The sequence below is a fragment of the Alteromonas sp. KUL49 genome (assembly GCF_006538345.1).
Lineage (GTDB): Bacteria > Pseudomonadota > Gammaproteobacteria > Enterobacterales > Alteromonadaceae > Alteromonas.
The window spans coordinates 165,022-186,219 of sequence record NZ_BJKL01000001.1 but is presented as its reverse complement, the minus strand read 5'-3'; the positions used below and the strand labels follow the sequence as shown (position 1 = coordinate 186,219).

The window sequence follows — 21,198 nt, the reverse complement described above, 5'->3', positions numbered from 1 at the left end:
TGTCTGGCAGAAGTATACCCCCACAATTAAAAACAGCAAACCAAGTAGGTAGAAGCCAGTAAATATCACAATGGTTATTGGGCGGCGGTCCATGGGTAAATCCTTATCTTTAATCAAGACGAATACGCTCTCACCTGTGTTGCGCAACCCAGTCTATGCATTTAGCAAATCGAGCAAGCAACCAACAGTGATGACTATTTGATTATGAGTAGGGGTAAAAAGCCAGTGGCGGCCTGAAAAACAGTAGAAATCGCAAGTCTATTGCTTGCTTAGGTAATGGGCGCTACTTTACGAACAATCGCTATGTTTAGCAACAACAATTGCATGCCGGTTTGTCAAAAGCCACAGCGCAGTGCACTAGGCTGTGGCGCGATAAAAGGCGGCAATAAGCTTATCCAGATAGTCCTTATGGTCGAGGCATTTGGAAGCACTCACCTGAAGTGCTGCGAAGCTTTTATCCAGAGCTTGCGCAACTAACATATCATCTGAGTTGTTTATGGCGGGGTCATAGCTTCTGGGTCTTACGCCCATACCTTCTAACACGGCGTACCAGCTCTCATGAGAGAACAAGTCATAGTAATTGTCCATGAGTCGCCCCTGACATTTGAAAAGCTCAAGCTTGTACTTTAGCGAATCGGGTAGCTCCATGTGTTGCCACATTCTCCAAAAGTCGCTGTCTTGTCGTTCAGACACGCAATAATGCAAGATAATAAAGTCGCGAATATACTCGTACTCATTCACCATGAGGCGATTAAATTCGTCGATGGTGGGTTGAAACAATTGCGCACTTGGTAGTGACTGAACAAACTTAAGCATCGTCCGCATAACCAAGTATATACTCGTGGATTCTAGTGGCTCCAAGAAACCACTCGATAGCCCTACGGCGACACAGTTTTTGTCCCAAATTTTTTGTCTTACGCCCGTAGTAAAAGTGATTTTTCTCGGTTCTGAGGTTGGACGTTCTATATTGGCAAGCAAGGTTTGACGTGCATTCTCGTCGGAGCAAAAATCACTGCAATACACATAGCCATTACCAATTCGCTCTTGCAATGGAATACGCCAACGCCACCCATGTTCAAGAGCAACGGATTCGGTATAGGGGGGAATTTCTCCTCGCGACTCAGACTGCACGGCAATGGCACTATTTACCGGTAAATGGTGCTGCCAGTTGGTGTAACCTACACGTAGGGCTTTGCCAATTAACAGGGCACGTTGCCCCGAACAGTCAAAAAAGAAGTCTCCTTCGAGCTCTTTCCCTTCATCGGTGACTAAGCTATATATACTGCCGTCGTTATGTTTCGTCACATCGCAGACCTTAGCAGGCACATACTCCACGCCGTGACTTAAACAGTACTGTTTAAGAAATTTCGCCACCTTGCTGGCATCGAAATGCAAGGCAAACGTGGATTTAGAGAGATTGGTTGGATGTTCAGGGGATGAAATGAAGAATTTATGTTGTTTTGCTAAAGCAACGGCTGGGGAGAAATCGGTAAACTCATACTTTTGCGTGGTTAAATGATGTTTAAGCCAATGCTGGTAAAAATCCACTCCGTCAATTTTGTTTCCCACTTCACCAAACTGGTGCCAGTAGTGGTGGCCTTTTTGTTTCCAGTCGACAAATTTGATACCCAGCTTAAACGTCGCCCCCGTTTTTGCGACAAATTCCGCCAGAGGGATCTGTAGGTATTCCAGTAAATCAACGAAAGAAGGAATCGTGGCTTCACCCACACCTATGGTGGGGATATCTGGTGACTCAACCACCGAAATTTTATGCGGCTGATTTCTGAGTGCTTTTGAAAGAATAGCGGCGCTGATCCATCCAGCTGTACCGCCCCCAACAACAACGTAGTTAGTTATGGAATTTACTTCATTCATAGTCATAGCCAATAAAACGTTGTTCACCCGAGCCAAAAAACTTTTAACTCAGGTGAACAACTAAGCTCACTGCGCTTAGAACTTAGCTGTTACGCCAAGTTGGAAACGTCTCCCGGTATACTGAACCAATGAAACACGCTCGCGAATATCGGCGAATTCCAGAATGTTTTCATTGGTTAAGTTAATGATCTCGCCACGAACCGTGAAGTTCTCCGTAATGTCGTACGAAGTACTGAAATCAAACTGACCATAATCATCTACATGCTTAGGTAACAGTCTTAAATCAGCCGCTGTACGCTCTTTCAAGTAACCTTCACGCCAGTTGTACGCCAATCGAGCTTGGAAGCCGTCTTTGTCATAAAACGCCACTAAGTTAAATGAATTTTTCGAGAAGCCCTCGAGCCCGTCTCCAGCAGAACGTACATTAACTCGCTCCGGAATATCACTTGAGCCCAATTTGTCTTCAGTGTCGGTGTAGGTGTAGTTAGCTTGCACACCAAAACCACTCATAAAGCCAGGAAGATAGTCGAAGAAGTGCAGAGCTGCGGCTTCAAAGCCTTGTACGGTACCGCCAGGACGGTTAGACGGCTGAGTAGCTACCTGAATAAGTTCTTGCTCACCATTGTCAAAAGTATCAAAGAACTGGCCCGTGCTGATGTTCTCGGTACGCGTTGAAATAAATGAACTAATATCTTTGTAGAACAAGCCTACCGAGTAAGCATTACCATTGTCTTGGTAGTACTCAATGGACAGGTCGAACTGATTAGCTTCATATGGGTTCAAGAACGGGTTATTGCCGGTAGTGAAGTATTGGTCTAAGCGAACCCGATCCACTGTGGTGGTATTTACCCCAGTGTCTTCAATGGCTGGACGGGTAATCACTTTTGCCGCTGCAGTCTTCACAAAGAAACCGTTATTCAAGTCAACTGACAAGTTGAAGCTTGGCAAAAACTCATCATAGTCTCGACCGAGTGAGGTTGGTTCTGGGTCGAAGTAGGTAAATTCAAGAATAGTACCTTGGTCCGGAGTAATACTCTCAATTTCAATGTTTTGAATATTTCTACGTTCACCTGTCGATGTAGTCTCGGTGCGAATGTAGCGCAAGCCGACATTACCGCTCCATGTCCAATCACCGTACTCGCCCTCTAGATTCACTTGGGTGTATAACGCAATATTTTCTTCTTCATTAATTACTGAATCAGAAGGACGAAGTGCTTCAGTAGTCCAGTCATTTGAACTGCCCACTTCTTGATTTCTAATCACGCCCATAGCGCGTTTAAACGCTTCTATGTTGTTAATTAGGGTAAAGTTACGTGGGAAGTTACCGGATTCATCCGCCAGATAGTTCTCGTTGTTTACGCTAAACAGGCTATCGTCTAAATCCCAATCCTGACACGTGTTGTATGGTTGCAGGGTATTTTGACCTACAAACTGCTGGAAACTCTGTGCGCTTCCGCCTAACGCTTCAAGTTGAGCGATATCATCGGCCGACAAGCCGCTTGCAAGGTCTGGTACTGGTAACCAAGGTGTTGTGGCAGAGTTATCTCGACAACCGTTAGCAATTTGATACACGTCGCGGGTTTTAGTTCGCTTAGTGTAGGCCAAACCAAATTCCACTGAGCGGAAAACTCCATCGTCGATGTCATAGTCGAAGTCGAGTTTCGCTTCTTTCACTTCATCTTCAAGTTGTTCGCTACGAATGTTGGTCCACCATGAACGTACAGCAGCAGGGTCAGTAAAATCTATGGTCGTCTGCGTGATGTTAAGAATATCGCCTGTGTTATCAATTGCGATAAAGTCACCGTTTACCGGTACCAATTGACCATCAATATTCGCTATAAACGGATCAGATGAACGCCCTTTGATTGAACCGTTCAGATAATCTGTATCGCCCGCTAGGTAAGCCTGATAAAACGCAAGGATGTCTTCTGGCGCATCGTTATATGCGTCAAAGGGGGCAGCAACGCCGTTGTGGTCAGTGTTGCCATAGTGAAACGTCATTTCGTTGAATCGTGGTGTAGCTTCTGCTTTTGAGTAAGCTACATCAGCCTCGATGGTCCAACGTCCAACATAAGCTTTGGTATTCCAACCTAGCGCGAGTGTTTCTGAATCTTGACCGCGCTCAATGGGCAAACCATCAATTGGTTGGCCTAAACGAGTACCACCCGCCAAAGTAAATGAATCAGTAACAGTAACGTCTTGCCACGTTGATGCTGCGCCTTGCAGTGGTACCTGCATACCACTCGAGTCAGCTTGACGACTTAAATCCGAATAAAGTACATCGAAGGTTGTTGTAACATCGTCGTTTATTTGCCACTGAACAGTAGCGTTGGCGCTTAAACGTTCGCGCTCTTCTTGGTCAATGGAGTAAACTGCACGGCCAGGTGCGTGAATAACTTCATCTGCTGCAACGGGCGTTCCGTCGAGGTAGCGCGCATTGTAGTCACCAGCAGCAAATTCAAACCAACGGTTTGTGGCCGCCGCATCAATCCGGTTAGTGACATCAGAATAGGAAAGTCCAAACAATACACCCACAGTGTCATCGGCAAAGGTATTGCTCACGATAGCCGAGGCTCTTGGGCCAGTATCACCCGCTAAGTCGTTGTAATAACCTTGTACTGAACCGGCCGCATGAAAGCCAGCATTGTCGAGAGGTCGGGCAGTACCAATGTTAACGTAAGCACCTAAACTACCCTCGACTAAGTCCGCCCGCGACGTTTTGATAACATCAGCGCCAGAGATGAGTTCAGCCGGAAGGATCTGGAAATCAAACTCTCTACCTCGTTCTGTGGTAGCTAACGTTCTATTGTTAACGAGTACTTGGTTAAACTGTGGCCCCAAACCACGAACGGTGATTTTCGAACCCTCACCATTAGTTCGGTCAATGGCAACACCGGTAATACGTTGGAGCGACTCTGCCACGTTTTGATCAGGGAACTTACCCAAATCTTCAGCAACAATACTGTCCTGAATTGAGCGCGCATCTCGCTTCAAGCTTATTGATTCTCTTAGACTACTTCTTATACCGCGCACCGAGATAACTTCGACCATATCGTCGTTTGTTGCCTCAGGCTCAGCTTCTTGAGCGTATGAAATCTGCACATTCAGTGCAGCAATAACAGCAAGACTAACTGGTAATAACCGCGTTCCAACCTTGTTTTTCATGTGTAATCCTAAACTAATATAAAGGTAGTATGTTTATATTGTTATTATTATTGTGCAGATCTTATAAATGAAAAAAGATCGTATAGCAAGTGTTTTATTTATGTAAACAGAGTGTGATTAGTAAGGAATTTAAGCGCGCGATAGGGCATACAAAAAAAAGCCCGCGAAAATTCGCGGGCGAAAACATCAATCACGTAACGTGTGATGAACGTTGGGAAGGGGTAGGGTGCAACCCCTTATCCTGACTATAGTCCCCTGACTATATTCAGAACGCTTTTCGAGGTCCTGCGTTAACAATGGCCTCACTAACTTGGTATTTTTTAAAGTTTTGTTGGAAATCTTTCACAAGATTTTCAGCATACTCGTCGTATAACTCTGGGTTGTCCCAGGTTTGTTTTGGTATTAACAGCGTTTCATCAACACCAGGAATACCCACGGGAACATCTAGATTCAATGCATCAATGTGTTGCGTATCAACATCGGCTAGCGCACCGGAAACAATTGCATCAATAATGGCTCGGGTTGTTGGAATATCGAAGCGCTTACCTGTGCCATAAGGCCCACCTGTCCAGCCGGTATTTACCAAGTAAACCTTGGCACCAAATTCTTTGACACGCTTGATCAACAGCTCGGCATACTCTCCTGCTGGACGCGGGAAGAAAGGTGCGCCAAAGCAGGTCGAGAATGTGGATTCAATATCTGCAGTTGAACCTATCTCCGTTGAGCCCACTTTCGCGGTATATCCGCTCAAGAAATGATAAGCCGCGGCTTCTTCACTCAACACGCTCACTGGAGGTAGAACGCCGCTCACATCACAAGTTAGGAAGACCACTGAACGTGGTTCTCCACCTCTATTCTCCTCAACACGCTTATCGATATGCGTCAAAGGGTAGGCTGCGCGAGAGTTTTGCGTTAAAGACGTATCGGTGTAATCAGGTGTACGAGTGTCATCAAGCACAACATTTTCTAAAATCGTACCGAACTTAATTGCATTCCAGATAACTGGCTCATTTTTCTGAGACAAGTCGATGCATTTAGCATAACAACCGCCTTCAATGTTAAATACGCTACCGGGTGCCCAGCCGTGCTCGTCATCACCAATCAAGAAGCGTTTTGGATCGGCTGAGAGTGTAGTTTTACCTGTACCCGATAGTCCGAAGAAAAGTGTAACGTCGCCCTCTTCACCTACGTTAGCCGAGCAGTGCATAGGTAAGATATCTTTTGCCGGTAAGAGGAAGTTCTGTACTGAGAACATTGCCTTCTTCATCTCTCCGGCGTAGCGCATTCCCGCAATTAACACTTTCTTCTGCGCAAAGTTGATAATCACAACACCGTCACTGTTGGTGCCATCGCGCTCTGGCTCACAAGCGAAACCGGGAACATTGAGTACCTGCCAAGGCTCATCATCGTTAGGGTTCCAAGATTCGGGAACGATAAATAAGTTACGTGCAAACACATGCTGCCACGCAGTTTGCGTGCGCACTTTAATAGGGAGGGCATGTTCTGGATCTGCGCCTACTTGTAAATGCGATAAAAAATGGTCTTTAGTAGCAATATAGGCTTCAACACGATCCCACAGAGCATCGAACTTATCGCTGTCAAACGGCTTGTTGACGTTACCCCAGTCTATTTCGCTTTCAGTTGAAGGCTCTTTTACGATAAATCTATCGTTGGGAGAGCGCCCTGTTCTCGCTCCGGTCTCTACAACTAATGCGCCGTTTTTGTCGAGAACACCCTCGCCGCGTTTCACTGCGATTTCGATCAATGCGGCGTTAGATAAATCAGTCAACGGACTCACTTTTAAATCCGTGTGTAGCGAAGTTGCTGCACTCATACCCAGAACCCTCTAAGAAATATTTCAACATAACTTTCAGAAAACTAACATTGACTTAAGTCTAAAGTAAATAAGGGCCAATCATCATTTAGCTGACACATATCGACTATAAATCAAACAAAATTTTCATTAATTTCGTAATAAAATTACAGAAATTGACACGAAGAATTTAGGCAACTACAGAATAGGTAGTTCTACAGAGCAGATTACGAGAGATAGGAAGAAATAGGCGTTTAATACAAATAGGCGCTAAATGAAGTATTTTTTCATCTAAACGCCCACCGAAAATAATTAAAAAAGTTTTTTCTTTTATTGGTTGGTAGTTGAAGCGACGTGATTACCACTGTGAATCGCCTCAACATCTATGCTATCGAAGCGATATTCAGCGTGGCAATACTGGCAATTCATCTTAATTGCGCCCTCTTCAGCGATAATCGAAAGTAACTCCGCTTTTTCTACATTTTTTAATGCTTCAGCGCTACGCTCCCGACTACATGAACAGGAAAAAGTGACAGATTGTGCTGGGTACACTTCAACTTCTTCTTGGTGATAAAGGCGATACAAAATGTCATCAACAGGCAGATTGAACATTTCTTCTTCAGTCAGCGTTTCGGTCAGTGTGCCGATATGCTCAAATTCACCGGTATTAGCCTTGTCCGTTGCTTCAGCACTAGTGGGTAGCACTTGGATAAGTATGCCTGCCGCCTTAGTATTCTCGACCTGCTGAAGATCTGTCATCAAGCGAATTTGCGTCGCCAATTGCTCTGATTGCTCAAAGTAAGCTTCAAGACATTCAGCCAACGACGGTTTATCGAGAGCTACCACGCCCTGATAACGCTCACCTTCTTCAGGAGTAATTGTAATAACGAGTACTGCTTCTTTAAGCAAATCAGAAAACGCCTCTGGCAAACTTGGCAAGGATTCATCCCAACGCGCAACGCCGCGCAAGGTTTGATTGTGAGTGGCATTGATTACCGCATAGCTCACCGGCCCTTTGCTTTGTATTTGCAATCCGATTTCACCTTCAAATTTAAGTGTTGCAGTAAGTAATGATGTAGCTGCAGCCATTTCACTTAGTAAGCGCTGGATTTGCACAGGGTATTCATAGCTATGCACTATGTGATTGAGACTTTCATTCAGTCTTACTAACTCCCCACGCACGTTGGCTTTGGAAAATAGAAATCGATGTAATTGATCAAACGTACTCATTAATACTGCCCCAATGTTTGCTCGTACACAGCAACACTACTACTGTTGCTTAAATTTAATAATCTGACGACGCTGTTTTTTATCAGGTCGCTGTTCTGGTCTTGGGCTATGAAATGCGTTCACTTTCCTTGCCGCTTGGTTGTCTTCACGTTGTTGTATGCTCTCTTGAGTTTCTTCATACAACTGCTGCGCCAGTGGAGCGCTCAACCGCTTTTCGCTTAACCCCAGCACACAAATTTCTCGAATGTCCCAGCCTGCGGGAACTTTTAGCATAGCACCTAGCTCTACATGTTTACCGGGTTTCGCGCGTTGGCCGTTGTAGTGCACTTTGCCTGCCTGCACCATTTCCCGTGCAATTGAACGAGTTTTAAATAGGCGAGCAGCCCATAGCCACTTGTCTAGCCTCACATTTTGTGTTGTATTGTCGGTTTGCTGTTGACCCATGTAATAATTTCGTAATGGTGTGGCTTTAGTGTTGAGACCCCCGCCTTGACTAGGCTATTATGGGTTGGCTAAAGCGCGGTTAACCTAAATTTTTCAATTATAATAAAAGCAAGTACCATCAGTGGCGGCATGACTTTCGATAAACTAAACACTCACTCCTTGGTTACCTACGTAACCCAGCACCAAAAACAACTGCATACGCTTATTGTGGTGCTTTTGAGCTTGTATCTCATTGCCTTTGCTGCGGAGCTTTTGTGGCGTATTGCGCCAGAACCGCAGCTCACTGCAACTCGCTCTTCTCAAGGCGCTCAACCATCTCGCCCTTCGACTGCCCAAAGTGGGGTCAATATTGCGAAAATACAAGCGTTAAATTTATTTGGTGATGCACAAGCTGCGCCACCAGTGGTTGACACAACCCCAGTGTCAGATGCACCTGAAACCCGTTTAAACCTTACCTTAACTGGCGTAGTTACAAGCTCAGATCCCTCGGCAGCTACTGCTATTATAGAAAATAGTGGTACCCAGCTAGTATATGGTTTAGGTGAAAAAATCGAAGGCACTAATGCCACACTTCAACAAGTATTTAGCGACCGGGTCATCATCAAAAATGGCATCAGAAACGAAGCACTCATGCTAGATGGTGTTGATTATAATACGGCGCCTCAACCTGCAACAAGGTCTGTGCCACGTTCAGCAAACATTAGACCGGATGCTCGTCGCCCTTCGAGCGGCCCCACGCAACGAAGAACGCTAAGCCAAGAAGCGCAAAGAGCCACCGCTGAACTTCGTTCTCGACCAGCGAGTTTTACCGATTTCATCTCAATATCTCCAAAAACCGAAAACGGCCGACTTGTGGGCTATCAGGTAAGCCCGGGAAGTACACCTGCGTTATTCAGGTCTGCTGGGCTAAAAGCAGGAGATGTTGTTTCAGCGATTAATGGGCTAGATCTCACCGACCAACAACAGGCGAGTGAAGCATTGTCGGAATTGCGCAGTGCTGAAAGTCTAGATTTGACCGTCATTCGCGACGGCAGTGAAACCACCATTTCACTAGACTTACCGCAGCCGACAAACGAATAAGCACCAAAGGAAGACAGAAATATGAGGCGAACCAGCCAGAAAATGTTAGCGCGCTTAGGTTCCGCACTTTGCGGCGCAGTGCTCTGTGTATCTGCAACTGCAGCAGAGTATATGCCTAACTTCAAAGACACTGACATTAACGAATTCATCAATATTGTGAGCAAGAACCTTGAGCGCACAATTATTGTCGACCCGAATGTGCGCGGTAAAATCAGCGTTCGTAGCTACGATATGCTCGATGAAGAACAGTACTATCAGTTCTTCCTGAACGTGCTCCAAGTATACGATTATGCTGTGGTAGAAATGCCGAGTGGTATCTTGAAAGTAGTGCGTTCTAAAGATGCCAAAACTTCCAACATTCCTGTAGTGGAAGGTTCAGCGCGAGACGGCGACGAAATGATCACTCGTGTTGTACCTGTCTACAATGTTCCTGTTCGAGAGCTAGCGCCTATTTTACGTCAGCTAAATGACCAAGCTGGCGGTGGTAACGTAGTTAGCCATGACCCATCAAATGTAATGATGCTTACCGGTCGAGCTGCTGTGGTAAACCGTCTTGTAGAAATTATCGAACGGGTCGACCAAGCCGGTGATGAAGAAGTGGAAATTGTTAAGCTGCGCTTTGCATCTGCTTCTGAAATGGTGCGTATTATCGAGAGTATTAATAAGTCTCAAGGCAAAGCAAACACAGGAGTTAAGTCTGACCCACGTGTTGTTGCCGACGACAGAACCAACTCAGTTATCGTCAGTGGCGATATTAAAGCTCGTCAACGCTTGGTTAATCTTATCCAACGAATGGATCAAGAACTAGAAACTAGCGGTAATACACGGGTAATGTTCTTAAACTACGCCCAAGCAGATGAATTAGTGCAAGTACTTCAGGGCGTTTCTGCGAGTATTCAAGCCGAAGAACAAAGCTCAAGTACTTCTAGCCGAGGTGCAAACCGAGAAGTGAGTATTGACGCACATGAAGATTCTAATGCCTTGGTAATAACTGCCGAGCCTGACATGATGCGTTCACTTGAAGAAGTGGTACGTCAACTGGACGTTCGTCGCGCGCAGGTACAGGTTGAAGCAGTTATTGTTGAAGTGTTTGAGGGCGACGGCACCACTTTGGGTGTTCAGTGGATCTCAGAAGAAGGCGGCGGTACCCAATTTAACAACGGTGTTATTCCAGTAGGCTCACTAGGTGTTGCACTGCGCGAAGCGGAAGATAGAGAAGTTACCGTAACCACTACCACAGATAACGGCAATGCCGTTGAGACCGTTGACACTATCGAAGGTAACTTAACTTCACTGGCGTCACTACTTGGCGGTGCCAACGGCATGATCGCTGGTATAATCGAAGACGGTTGGGGTGCAGTGGTTCAAGCAGTAAGTAACGATACGAATTCGAATATTCTTGCAACTCCCCACCTTACTACAATGGATAACGAAGAAGCTTTCTTCATCGTTGGTCAAGAAGTTCCTATTATTACCGGTACGACCACAGGTGCTAATAACTCCAACCCTTTCCAAACCGTTGATCGTCAAGAAGTAGGTATCAAGCTTAAGGTCACCCCGCAAATTAACGAAGGCGACGCGGTACAACTTCTTATTGAGCAAGAAGTATCAAGCGTCAGCGGTGCTACTGCTGTAGATATTTCAATTAATAAACGCGAAATAAAAACCACAGTTATCGTTGATGATGGCGGCACGATTGTACTTGGTGGACTAATCGATGAAGACGTTCAAGAGAGCGTATCTAAAGTCCCTCTACTCGGCGATTTGCCATTGATTGGTCACCTATTTAAGACCACGTCGACGAGCCAGCGCAAACGTAACTTAATGGTATTTTTACGCCCTACGATTGTGCGTGATGCTGCGACCATGAATTCTATTAGCCATCGCAAATATAATTACATGCGCGCGTTGCAGCTACAGCGACAGCAAGATGGTGTATCGCTTATGCCAAATGCTGAAACGCCAGCCATGCCAGCGTGGGATGATGCGTTGAGTTTGCCGCCTTCGTTTGAAGAATACTTGATGGAACGCGACCAGCTTGAGCAAGGTGACAATGACTGATTCGAGTATACAGGCTCAAGCAGACGCCATTGAAGCAGAAGCAGAAACGCTGGAAGAACAATCAGCCGGCAGCAATCAGCTGTCGTTTAGTTTCGCTAAACGCAATCAAGTCTTACTAGATACTGAGCAGACGCCGGCAAAGTTATACTTCACCGAAGAGACTCCGGTAGCGGTGTTTGCAGAAGTGCGTCGCTTTTTAGGCGCGCCTTTCGTCCCCCAAACCATTCCGGTGGACGATTTTGAAACGCTTCTCACTGATGCTTTCCAGCGAGATAGTTCAGCCGCAAAACAGTTGATGGAAGACTTAGGCAACGAGAGTGATTTGTTTGCGTTAGCCGAAGATTTACCCGACACCGAAGATCTCCTCGACAGCGAAGACGATGCCCCCATCATCAAGCTCATTAACGCCATGCTTGGTGAGGCGATCAAAGAAGGCGCGTCAGACATCCACATTGAAACCTTCGAAAATCAGCTCGTTGTGCGCTTTCGCGTAGACGGTGTTTTACGTGAGATATTACGCCCTAACCGCAAACTGTCTTCTATGTTGGTGTCGCGTATTAAAGTAATGGCCAAGCTGGATATTGCTGAAAAGCGGGTCCCGCAAGACGGTCGAATTACCTTACGTATCGCAGGCCGAGCCGTTGACGTGCGTGTGTCTACCATGCCTTCGAGTCACGGTGAGCGTGTTGTATTGCGTCTTCTAGACAAGAACAATGCTCGACTAAACCTTGAAGACCTGGGAATGACAGGGCATAACCGCGAACACTTTTCTTCGCTTATTCGTAAGCCCCACGGCATTATCTTGGTGACCGGTCCAACAGGGTCAGGTAAAAGCACCACCTTGTATGCAGGCCTTACGGAAATTAACTCTCGTGACCGCAATATCCTCACCGTAGAAGATCCTATTGAATTCGACTTGCCCGGTATCGGTCAAACACAAGTCAATCCTAGAGTAGACATGACATTTGCTCGCGGATTGAGGGCCATACTTCGTCAGGATCCTGATGTGGTAATGGTCGGTGAGATTCGTGATATTGAAACGGCGCAAATAGCAGTTCAGGCCAGTTTAACTGGTCACTTAGTGTTATCAACACTGCATACCAATACTGCTGCTGGCGCAATTACTCGACTGGAAGACATGGGTATTGAGCCCTTCTTACTGTCATCAAGTCTACTTGCAGTATTGTCACAGCGTTTGGTTCGTACGTTGTGTAACGACTGTAAAGTCGCCCACACACCTACACCGCAAGAAGCTGAAATTTTAGGGATTAACGACCCGAAAAATACCACGATTTATTCGCCAGGAAGTTGCAGTAACTGTAATCATACCGGTTATCGTGGTCGTACAGGCATCCATGAATTGCTTATTGTAGACGAGCAAGTACGAGAAATGATGCACGAAGGTCAAGGTGAACAAGCCATTGAGAAGTACATTCGCAAGACTACACCAAGTATACGAGAAGACGGCTGTAACAAGGTACTTGAAGGCGTGACAGCGCTCGAAGAAGTGCTTCGTGTAACAAGGGAAGACTAATATGGCGGCCTTTGCTTATAAAGCCGTAAATGCTCGCGGTCGCAATACTAATGGCGTACTTGAAGGTGACAATGCCCGCCAGGTGCGCCAACAACTGCGTGAGAAGGGCCTGATACCATTAGAGGTTAATCAGGTCGCTGAGCGAAGTAGTGAAGGTAGCAAAAAGTCTTCTGGATTTACGTTATTCAAACCTCGTATCTCTGCTTCTGATTTAGCATTACTCACTCGCCAATTAGCTACGCTAGTAGAATCGGCACTACCTGTAGAAGAAGCTTTGCTTGCTGTTGCAGAGCAGAGTGAAAAGCCACGCCATAAAAATATGATGATGGCCGTGCGCAGTAAAGTGGTTGAAGGGCACGGGCTAGCCGATGCGATGGCAGAATTCCCCAGTGTATTTGATGACTTGTACCGAGCAATGGTGGCCGCTGGTGAAAAATCTGGGCACTTAGATACCGTTCTCATGCGCTTAGCTGATTACACTGAGCGACGTCAGCAAACCCGAAGCCAGATAATACAAGCAATGGTGTACCCGTCGTTAATGCTGTTTTTTGCAACGGGTATTGTGGTTCTACTACTTACCGTAGTGGTACCCAAAATTGTTGGGCAGTTTGACCACATGGGTCAAGATCTACCAACCCTGACTCAATTCCTTATTTCTATCAGTAATTGGCTGCAGAACAACGGTTTATTGCTACTCATGATACTCGCCGCACTTTTGGTAGTGTTTCAGCGATTACTGCAGCAGAAGCACATGAAGCTCAAGTATCATCGGCTACTGTTGTCGCTACCTATTATTGGCAAAGTGTCTCGCGGCTTAAATACCGCACGCTTCGCCCGTACCTTGAGTATTCTCAACGCTAGTGCTGTTCCTTTACTTGAGGCGATGCGAATCTCGAGTGATGTACTCGAAAATCAACATATTAAGAGACAAGTGGCCGAAGCTGCGGTCAATGTAAAAGAAGGGAGCAGTTTACGAGCTGCGCTTGATAACACTAAGATTTTTCCGCCTATGATGATGCATATGATAGCGTCGGGTGAAAAATCAGGAGAGTTACAACAAATGCTGGCTCGTGCCGCCGACAACCAAGACCGAGAATTTGAAGCCTTGGTAGGTATCTCTTTGAAAGTATTCGAACCATTACTGATTGTGACTATGGCAGGCATAGTTATGTTTATTGTAATGGCGATTTTACAGCCAATTCTGGCACTAAATAGTATGGTAAATATCTAATGAAGACCTTATCTAGACACTCTGGCTTCAGCCTAATTGAAATTATGGTAGTGATTGTGATCATTGGCATTATTGCGTCAATGGTGGCTCCTGCAGTACTCGACAATCAAAAAGAAGCGCAAATCAAAGCGGCGGCCACAGATATTGTTAGGCTCGAAGGCGCGCTTGAAATGTACAAACTGCGCACTAATCGCTTCCCAACAACCGAACAAGGATTAGACGCATTAGTGAACATCCCAACACTGGATCCTATTCCTCGTAACTATCCTGATGAAGGCTTTATCAAGCGTTTACCTGAAGACCCTTGGGGAAATCCGTATACATTGATTAGCCCGGGAGAGCTAGGCGCTATCGATATTTTCTCTAATGGCCCAGACTTTGAACCGGGTACCGACGACGATATTGGTACTTGGAACGTTAACGATTACTTGAACTAATCACAAACATGTACCGCAGCAAACGTACACACTCATCAGTAAGAGGCTTCACCTTGCTTGAAATCATGCTGGTGTTGCTGCTTATTGGTATTGCTGCGGGCTATGTGATGTACAACGCGTTTGGCGTCAGTCAATCAGACCTGCTCAAGAATCAAGCCAAACGTTTACAAGTCATTGTGACTATGGCGAGTGATTTTGCTGTGCTCAATCAACAACAATTAGGTATTCGATTTGAGCAAAAAGATGCGAGTTATTACTTCGTACAGTTAGACGAAGAAAATGAATGGCAACGCATCAGTGGCGAGAAAATCTTTGAACCACACGAGCTACCTGAGCAATTTACATTCGAACTGAATATTGATGATTTACCCTGGGAAGTAGAAGACCGCTTATTCGACCGCGATCTATTTGATGAATCCCTGAGCGTATCAGAAGACGGTGTAGAAATAGGCAACGAAGAGGAAAAAAAGCTTCCTCCCCCTCAAATTCTTATTATGTCTAGTGGTGAGGTCACGCCTTTTAGTTTGAACTTCGTGTTTGAAGGTGATGTACAAGAGTTCCCTGTGTACTTCGCACTTATCAACAAAGACGCGCCTCCATTGGAGTTGTTAGGCCCGCTTGAGGATCTTTACAGTGGGGAATAAATCTCAACAGGGCTTAACGCTTATCGAGGTTATGGTTGCACTCGTCATTTTCGCACTCGCTGGCACCGCGATACTCAAATCAGCAAGTGACCACTTAAACAGCGTCGGTCAAATCGAAGACGTAACAATGGCAAGCTGGGTGGCGAATAACCGTCTAAATCAACTCCAACTCTATACCCCATGGCCGCCGAAGAACAATGTGAAGGGTTCTGCAGAGTTCGCTGATCGCACCTGGTACTGGCAGCAAACTGTGACTAAAACTAACGACAATGATTTACGTGCAGTCACCATAACTGTGGGGCTCGACGCCAACTATAATGGCAGCGTTACCTCAGTAACGACCTTCATGGCACAGCCGGGTGACAACTGATGCAGAAGGGATTCACCTTACTCGAAATTCTTATCGCCATGGCTATTTTTACGCTGATAGGCGTTGCATCGACAGCCATGATGACAACGGTAATCGACAGCAATACGCTATCAGAAGAGCGATTCGATAAACTTCAACAATTACAACGGGCGATGCTCATTATCGAGCGCGATATTCAGCAAGCAGTACCTCGGGCCATTCGAGTGGAAGGTGAAGTACAAGAAGTGGTCATGGCTGGAGGCGATGTGGGGAGCCGTGAAAGTGAAGGGGATGGCCTTGGCTTTGTTCGTGGTGGTTGGCACAACCCTCAACACATGCTCCCAAGAAGTACCTTACAGTACGTAGTTTACCGACTAAAAGAAAACCGCTTAGAACGCCTTCACAGCAACTATGTGGATAACGTTGTGGGTCACGAACCCACCGTAAGAGTACTACTAGAAAACGTAGAGGGCTTTGAAGTTGAGTTTGTAGAGCCAGACAAAACGATTACCGAAGACGACCATGGTAGCTGGGTTGAACGCTATCAGGGCAACAAGCTTCCTCAAGCAGTAGCCATTGAAATTGACAGTATCGACTTTGGCCTTCTGCGCCGCGAATTTACATTGAGCGGGGGTGCTTAATGCGTCGCGAAATGTCGTCGGGAATGCAACGTCAGCAAGGTGTCGCTCTCATTATTGTACTGTTGATTGTTGCACTGGTATCCATACTCGCCACCGAGATGGCTGGACGATTACAGTTACAAGTTCAGCGTACTATTAATATCAAAGACAACAACCAAGCCTATTGGTATGCCCTTGGGGCCGAGGCATTTGCGCGCAAGTCAATTCAGACCCTAATTGAAGAGGAAGGTGAAAAGATTTCCCTTGATCAACCTTGGGCTCAAACCTTTGCTTACCCTTTAGATGGCGGTGGGATCCAAGCGGAGTTAGAAGACCTTCAAAGTTGCTTTAATTTAAACGCTATTTTACAAGGGCCACCTGCTAACAATAGAGATAACTCGCTGGCGATGGATGCGTTTCACGATATGTTGCTTGCCGCCAATATCGAAGAGATAGATAGTTATACCGCAGAGACCGTACGCGATAGCTTAGCGGATTGGGTGGATGAAGACGACAATATGCGTCCCTATGGTGGAGAAGACAGTGAATATGAGTCGAGAGTTCACCCCTATCTTGCGGCCAATGGTTTACTCGCTTCTCAAAGTGAGTTGAGACAAATTAACGGTGTTAGCGCAGCATGGATCAATGAGATACTGCCATTGGTGTGTGTCATTCCAGACAGCGACGTACTCAAAGTCAATGTTAATACCATTACAGAAGACAGAGTGGCACTATTGGCAGGTCTTACTGGGCTTGATGTTTCCCAAGCCAGCCAACTTATCGGTAATAGACCTCAAGATGGCTGGGACGATGTACAGGATTTTTTAACCGACCCTGCCGTTCAAGCACTGAATTTGTCGAATACCCAACAAGAGTGGTTCGGCGTGACTACAGAACATTTTATTTTGCATACAAAGACCCGCTACAATAAGTCCACCTTTAAGCTATCTACCGTGTTTCACGTAGTACAAGGTGATGGGGTGAGTATTCTAAAACGCGAGTTTGGAGAGATAGAATAATGGAACAATTATTGGTCCGGCTTGGCGCACAGTATGATGCGCCCATCAACTGGCTCGTATGGTCTTCCACGGAAGAAGAAATCATAGCCTCTGGGGAACTCCCTGATGCAAGTGCACTATCCACTCTGGCAGAACGGGCCGGTCAGCGACCTATTATTGCCCTGGCACCGAGCAGTGAGATATTACTCAAGTGGGTAGCCCTTCCTCCTAGGGCTGGTCGTAAAGTCATTAGCGCATTGCCTTTCATGCTAGAAGACGAACTGGCCAGCGACATCAGCGAGCAATTTTTTGCTATAGGCCCCAAAGAAGGCGATCAGCAAGCAGTGGCGGTTGTGAGCAAAGAAAAGCTCTCCGCTTGGCAATCATGGCTATCAGATGCTGGACTATTTTGTGACAGGCTGATTCCAGATGTGCTTGCTGTACCACTCAATGACAAAGGTTGGTCGGTCATGACGTTGGGCGACAACTTGCTGGTGCGTCAACAGAGCTTTGGTGGAATGCAAGGAGAGTCAGCGTGGCTACTACCTATGCTTTCTCACTTTGCCTCACAAGAAGAAGAAACCGTACAAATTGCTAATTTCTCAGATAGCGACTTATCTGACATTCCTAACGCAGAAGTTTCCGCCGCGCCCCTTGAGTTGCCTATGCACCTACTGGCTAAAGAAGCCATGGCAACCAAGTTCAATCTGTTCCAAGGGGATTACAAGGTCAAACGTCAACGCTCAAACCTTTGGGTACAGTGGCGTGTTGCTGCGGTATTGGCAGTGCTTGCGTTGTCTTCGTCACTCATTGATAAGACGGTAACCTTGTACCAATTGAAAAGTGAAAATGCCGCTCTTAGTGCAGAAATCGATAAAACCGTAAAAGCGGGGTTCCCTCGTATTGGCGTGTATCGCAATGTAAGGCTTAAGGTGCAATCAGAGTTAGATAAATTGCAACAAGGTGGCTCACAAGCCTCTATGTTGTTAATGCTAGATCAAATTTCAGGCGCATTTGAAGCAACCAACGTAAAGCCGCAAACACTGCGCTTTGACGCTTCACGCACTGAAATTAGGCTCCAAGCCGTAGGTAGGTCATTTGATGCGCTTGAGCAATTTAGCAATCGCGTAAGAGATGTGGGGTTTGAAGTTGAGCAAGGGGCCTTTAATAATCGTGACGACGTCGTTGTTGGCACAGTATCCATTAGGAGCGCATCGTGAAAGAGCTTATCAACAAATTCAATGCGCTGACCGCACGAGAGCAACTACTCGTTAAAATAAGCGCGGCATTAAGCGTTGTCGCTTTGTTTTACTTCGCTATTTGGCAGCCTTTGAATAGTGCTGTAGATCAACAACAAACACTTAAAGCTAGCCAACAAGAACTACTTACTTGGGTAAGCGAAAGTGCAACTAGAGCTAATCAACTGCGACGTAGTTCATCGAATACGCGAGCATTTTCAGGCTCACTGTCTCAAGCCGTCAATCGCACTACTGGCCAGTTTGATATTGCGGTATCAAGAATGCAGCCTCAGGGTAACGAGCTTCAAGTATGGGTAGACCAAGCCCCTTTTGATAGCGTGCTGGGTTGGCTTCAATCACTTGAAAAAATGGGTATTGTTATCCTGCAAGCAGATATTGCCGAAACCGACACCGCCGGGCATATTAAGATTCGCCGACTACAGCTAGGAAAAGCATGAAAGTAAATATTCGTTGGATTTTAGGCGGCCTATTCGCTTTTATCGTTTTTGCAGTAGCCACACTTCCTGCCATACAAGTGATTGGTAGAGTCGCGTTGCCCAAAAATGTATCCGTTAGTGGCGTATCAGGGACCATTTGGCAAGGCAGCGCTCAAACGCTTATGGTTGATGGCCTACCAATCAATAACATCACTTGGGATATAAGTGCGTTATCTCTTCTTATCGGAAATCTAAGTGCTGAGGTTAAAGGTGGTAATCTACGTGATGCTGGCGCTATTGCCTTTACAGGTCCAGTATCACTGAGCCTGTTTAATCCAGAACAGATCAATACAGAAGACTTTGTGTTGTATTTACCTGTGGATCGCGTGCTTGCTAAAGTGCAGCTTCCACTGCCTGTATATGCTGGCGGCCGCTTTAAAGTAGAGCTCGATACCTTGTCTTATGGCCCAACATGTGTGGCGTTACAAGGTAAAGGCGACTGGTTAAACGCCACTGTCGCAGGTACACAAGGCCCTATCGATTTTGGCACTTACTCAGCAACGCTTCGATGCCAGGGTGACAGCATTGGTGTAACCGTAAGCGAACCAAACTTATTGGGCTTATCTATGGATGCCGTGGTTCGTCCAGACTTCAAAGGCGTGCAAGTATCCGGCAAATTTAAGCCAGATGAGAGCTTGCCTGCGGAAGTTCACCAAGCAGCTGGATTCTTCGGTCAGCCAGACAATTCAGGTTACTACCCTATTCAGCTCTAGTCGCTTGGGGTAGCCAGCATTCTGCTATACAGCCTGATTCATCTGAACGATTGAGCAATTGAATTGTGCCGTCGTGAGCTTCGGCAATTTGGCGGCACAAAAACAAACCAATACCATTGCCGTGCTCTTTAGTGGTGTAAAACGGTACAAACAAATTATCTGACTTAGGCAATCCCATGCCACTATCAATAATGCGAATGCGCACCCCTTGTTGATAGCTTTGCCACTGCAGAGTCACTGGGGCTTGTGGGCTTGAGGCTTCCACCGCGTTTTTCATTAAATTGATAAGTAACTGTTCTAGCTGATCAGGGTCAGCATTTAGACTAAAAGGCTCATCATTGGCAATATCAAATTGTCCCTCCACCAATGTTGTTAGGCGCTTAAATGTGCTCAATAACTCTAAGGGTTTCCGATCTGGTGGGGGTAGCTTTGCCAATCTGGTATATGCGTCGGTAAAACGGAGCAAACTGCCACTACGCTCATGAATCAAGTTCAGCGCTTTTTCAAAACTGGCTTGCCACTTTTCGGTTTTTTCTTCATTCAAACGGGTGAGTAGCGTCTGACTCACTGAAATTAACGACGCTAACGAGTTATTCAGTTCGTGACCCAAAACCCTGATAAGCCGAGTCCAGGCTTTGCGCTCTTCCTCTCTCAGGGCACGGGACAAATCATTCACCAGGACGATTGAATAGCGTTGCCCTTGCTGAATGAAATAGTTTTTTCGAAGCTCCCACCGTCCACCTTGATTTGGAAACCAATGATCTATCACTTCACCGGAGTTGTGAGAAAGTAAATGTTCGAGTTGCAGTTGCTTGGTATTCAGTCCAAGCAACCTAGATTTATCCTTACCGAATAGGTCACTGCCTTTTTGATTACAATTTTTAAGAATGGCGCTGTGGTCGAACACAAACACAGGGACATCAAATTCTGCGAGTAATTTGTCGAGTAGAATATCCGTTTCTACGTCATGTAGCTTTTGCTCTTGTTGGCCTTCAGCGAGTAGGTTTATTTCTCGGTACACCTCACTCCATGCACTGTCTGTATGTTTGGGGGCAATACGCATGCTGAAATCGCCTAAACGCAAACTCTCAATGACGTTAGCTAGGCTGTAAAAATGTCGAGACAGCATATTCTTGATGTGAAAAGTCACATAAAACCAAAACAAAAATAGCGCAGGATAAACAGTAAAGAAGACCAACCAACTGACCTTGGCTTGCCACATCAGCAGGGCAACGACCAACAAAAACACTGCGCCAAAGGCACACATCC

Annotated in this window: 18 protein-coding genes; 12 read left to right on the top strand and 6 right to left on the bottom strand. The window is 46.0% G+C overall.

From position 1 onward, the window contains the following. Positions 1–357: 357 nt before the first annotated feature. The 5 genes from EYS00_RS00870 to hslR form a co-directional block, all read right to left on the bottom strand. Complete coding sequence (locus tag EYS00_RS00870) at positions 358–1,875, bottom strand: tryptophan halogenase family protein (protein ID WP_242618595.1); 1,518 nt, start codon at positions 1,873–1,875, stop codon at positions 358–360. A 75-nt stretch (positions 1,876–1,950) separates the two neighbouring features. Beyond that, the gene (locus tag EYS00_RS00865; RefSeq protein WP_130634694.1) at positions 1,951–5,040 is read right to left on the bottom strand and encodes a TonB-dependent receptor; all 3,090 of its coding nucleotides are present in this window, start codon (positions 5,038–5,040) and stop codon (positions 1,951–1,953) included. Between the two features lie 265 nt (positions 5,041–5,305). Then, positions 5,306–6,874 (bottom strand): phosphoenolpyruvate carboxykinase, encoded by a 1,569-nt coding sequence (locus EYS00_RS00860; RefSeq protein WP_130634693.1) that lies wholly within the window; start codon positions 6,872–6,874, stop codon positions 5,306–5,308. Positions 6,875–7,183: 309 nt separating this feature from the next. Beyond that, entirely contained in the window at positions 7,184–8,083 is a 900-nt protein-coding gene (gene hslO, locus EYS00_RS00855; RefSeq protein ID WP_130634692.1) for an Hsp33 family molecular chaperone HslO, read from the bottom strand. Between the two features lie 39 nt (positions 8,084–8,122). Beyond that, positions 8,123–8,527 (bottom strand): ribosome-associated heat shock protein Hsp15, encoded by a 405-nt coding sequence (gene hslR / locus EYS00_RS00850; RefSeq protein WP_130634691.1) that lies wholly within the window; start codon positions 8,525–8,527, stop codon positions 8,123–8,125. A gap of 129 nt (positions 8,528–8,656) precedes the next feature. Between hslR and gspC the strand changes: the two genes are divergently transcribed. The 12 genes from gspC to EYS00_RS00790 are packed head-to-tail and all read left to right on the top strand — an operon-like array spanning position 8,657 to position 19,929. After that, the gene (gene gspC / locus EYS00_RS00845) at positions 8,657–9,607 is read left to right on the top strand and encodes a type II secretion system protein GspC (protein WP_130634690.1); all 951 of its coding nucleotides are present in this window, start codon (positions 8,657–8,659) and stop codon (positions 9,605–9,607) included. 21 nt (positions 9,608–9,628) lie between these two features. Then, positions 9,629–11,668, top strand: coding sequence for a type II secretion system secretin GspD (gspD, locus tag EYS00_RS00840; protein WP_130634689.1), 2,040 nt, complete (start codon positions 9,629–9,631; stop codon positions 11,666–11,668). Beyond that, positions 11,661–13,202, top strand: coding sequence for a type II secretion system ATPase GspE (gspE, locus tag EYS00_RS00835; RefSeq protein WP_130634688.1), 1,542 nt, complete (start codon positions 11,661–11,663; stop codon positions 13,200–13,202). The genes gspD and gspE overlap by 8 nt, the downstream gene beginning before the upstream one ends. Position 13,203: 1 nt before the next feature. After that, on the top strand, positions 13,204–14,433 hold the full coding sequence (gene gspF / locus EYS00_RS00830; RefSeq protein ID WP_130634687.1) for a type II secretion system inner membrane protein GspF: 1,230 nt from the start codon (positions 13,204–13,206) through the stop codon (positions 14,431–14,433). Beyond that, positions 14,433–14,870, top strand: coding sequence for a type II secretion system major pseudopilin GspG (gene gspG / locus EYS00_RS00825; protein WP_130634686.1), 438 nt, complete (start codon positions 14,433–14,435; stop codon positions 14,868–14,870). The genes gspF and gspG overlap by 1 nt, the downstream gene beginning before the upstream one ends. Before the next feature lie 8 nt (positions 14,871–14,878). Beyond that, positions 14,879–15,514 (top strand): type II secretion system minor pseudopilin GspH, encoded by a 636-nt coding sequence (gene gspH / locus EYS00_RS00820; RefSeq protein WP_130634685.1) that lies wholly within the window; start codon positions 14,879–14,881, stop codon positions 15,512–15,514. After that, positions 15,504–15,884 (top strand): type II secretion system minor pseudopilin GspI, encoded by a 381-nt coding sequence (gene gspI, locus EYS00_RS00815; protein WP_258312975.1) that lies wholly within the window; start codon positions 15,504–15,506, stop codon positions 15,882–15,884. Before gspH ends, gspI begins: the two co-directional genes overlap by 11 nt. Beyond that, positions 15,884–16,504, top strand: coding sequence for a type II secretion system minor pseudopilin GspJ (gene gspJ, locus EYS00_RS00810; protein WP_130634683.1), 621 nt, complete (start codon positions 15,884–15,886; stop codon positions 16,502–16,504). The genes gspI and gspJ overlap by 1 nt, the downstream gene beginning before the upstream one ends. After that, a complete protein-coding gene (gspK, locus tag EYS00_RS00805) occupies positions 16,504–17,502 on the top strand; it encodes a type II secretion system minor pseudopilin GspK (RefSeq protein WP_130634682.1) in 999 nt (332 codons plus the stop codon). Before gspJ ends, gspK begins: the two co-directional genes overlap by 1 nt. Continuing rightward, positions 17,502–18,701 carry a type II secretion system protein GspL gene (gene gspL / locus EYS00_RS00800; protein WP_130634681.1) on the top strand — a complete coding sequence of 400 codons (1,200 nt, stop codon included), beginning with the start codon at positions 17,502–17,504 and terminating at the stop codon, positions 18,699–18,701. The genes gspK and gspL overlap by 1 nt, the downstream gene beginning before the upstream one ends. Continuing rightward, positions 18,698–19,177, top strand: a complete 480-nt coding sequence (gspM, locus tag EYS00_RS00795; RefSeq protein ID WP_130634680.1) for a type II secretion system protein GspM — start codon at positions 18,698–18,700, stop codon at positions 19,175–19,177. Before gspL ends, gspM begins: the two co-directional genes overlap by 4 nt. Beyond that, a complete protein-coding gene (locus tag EYS00_RS00790) occupies positions 19,174–19,929 on the top strand; it encodes a type II secretion system protein N (RefSeq protein WP_130634679.1) in 756 nt (251 codons plus the stop codon). Before gspM ends, EYS00_RS00790 begins: the two co-directional genes overlap by 4 nt. On the opposite strand, the gene EYS00_RS00785 is transcribed toward EYS00_RS00790, so the two are convergent. Next, positions 19,916–21,196 (bottom strand): PAS domain-containing sensor histidine kinase, encoded by a 1,281-nt coding sequence (locus EYS00_RS00785; RefSeq protein ID WP_130634678.1) that lies wholly within the window; start codon positions 21,194–21,196, stop codon positions 19,916–19,918. The two genes, EYS00_RS00790 and EYS00_RS00785, sit on opposite strands and share 14 nt — an antisense overlap. Between the last annotated feature and the right edge of the window lie 2 nt (positions 21,197–21,198).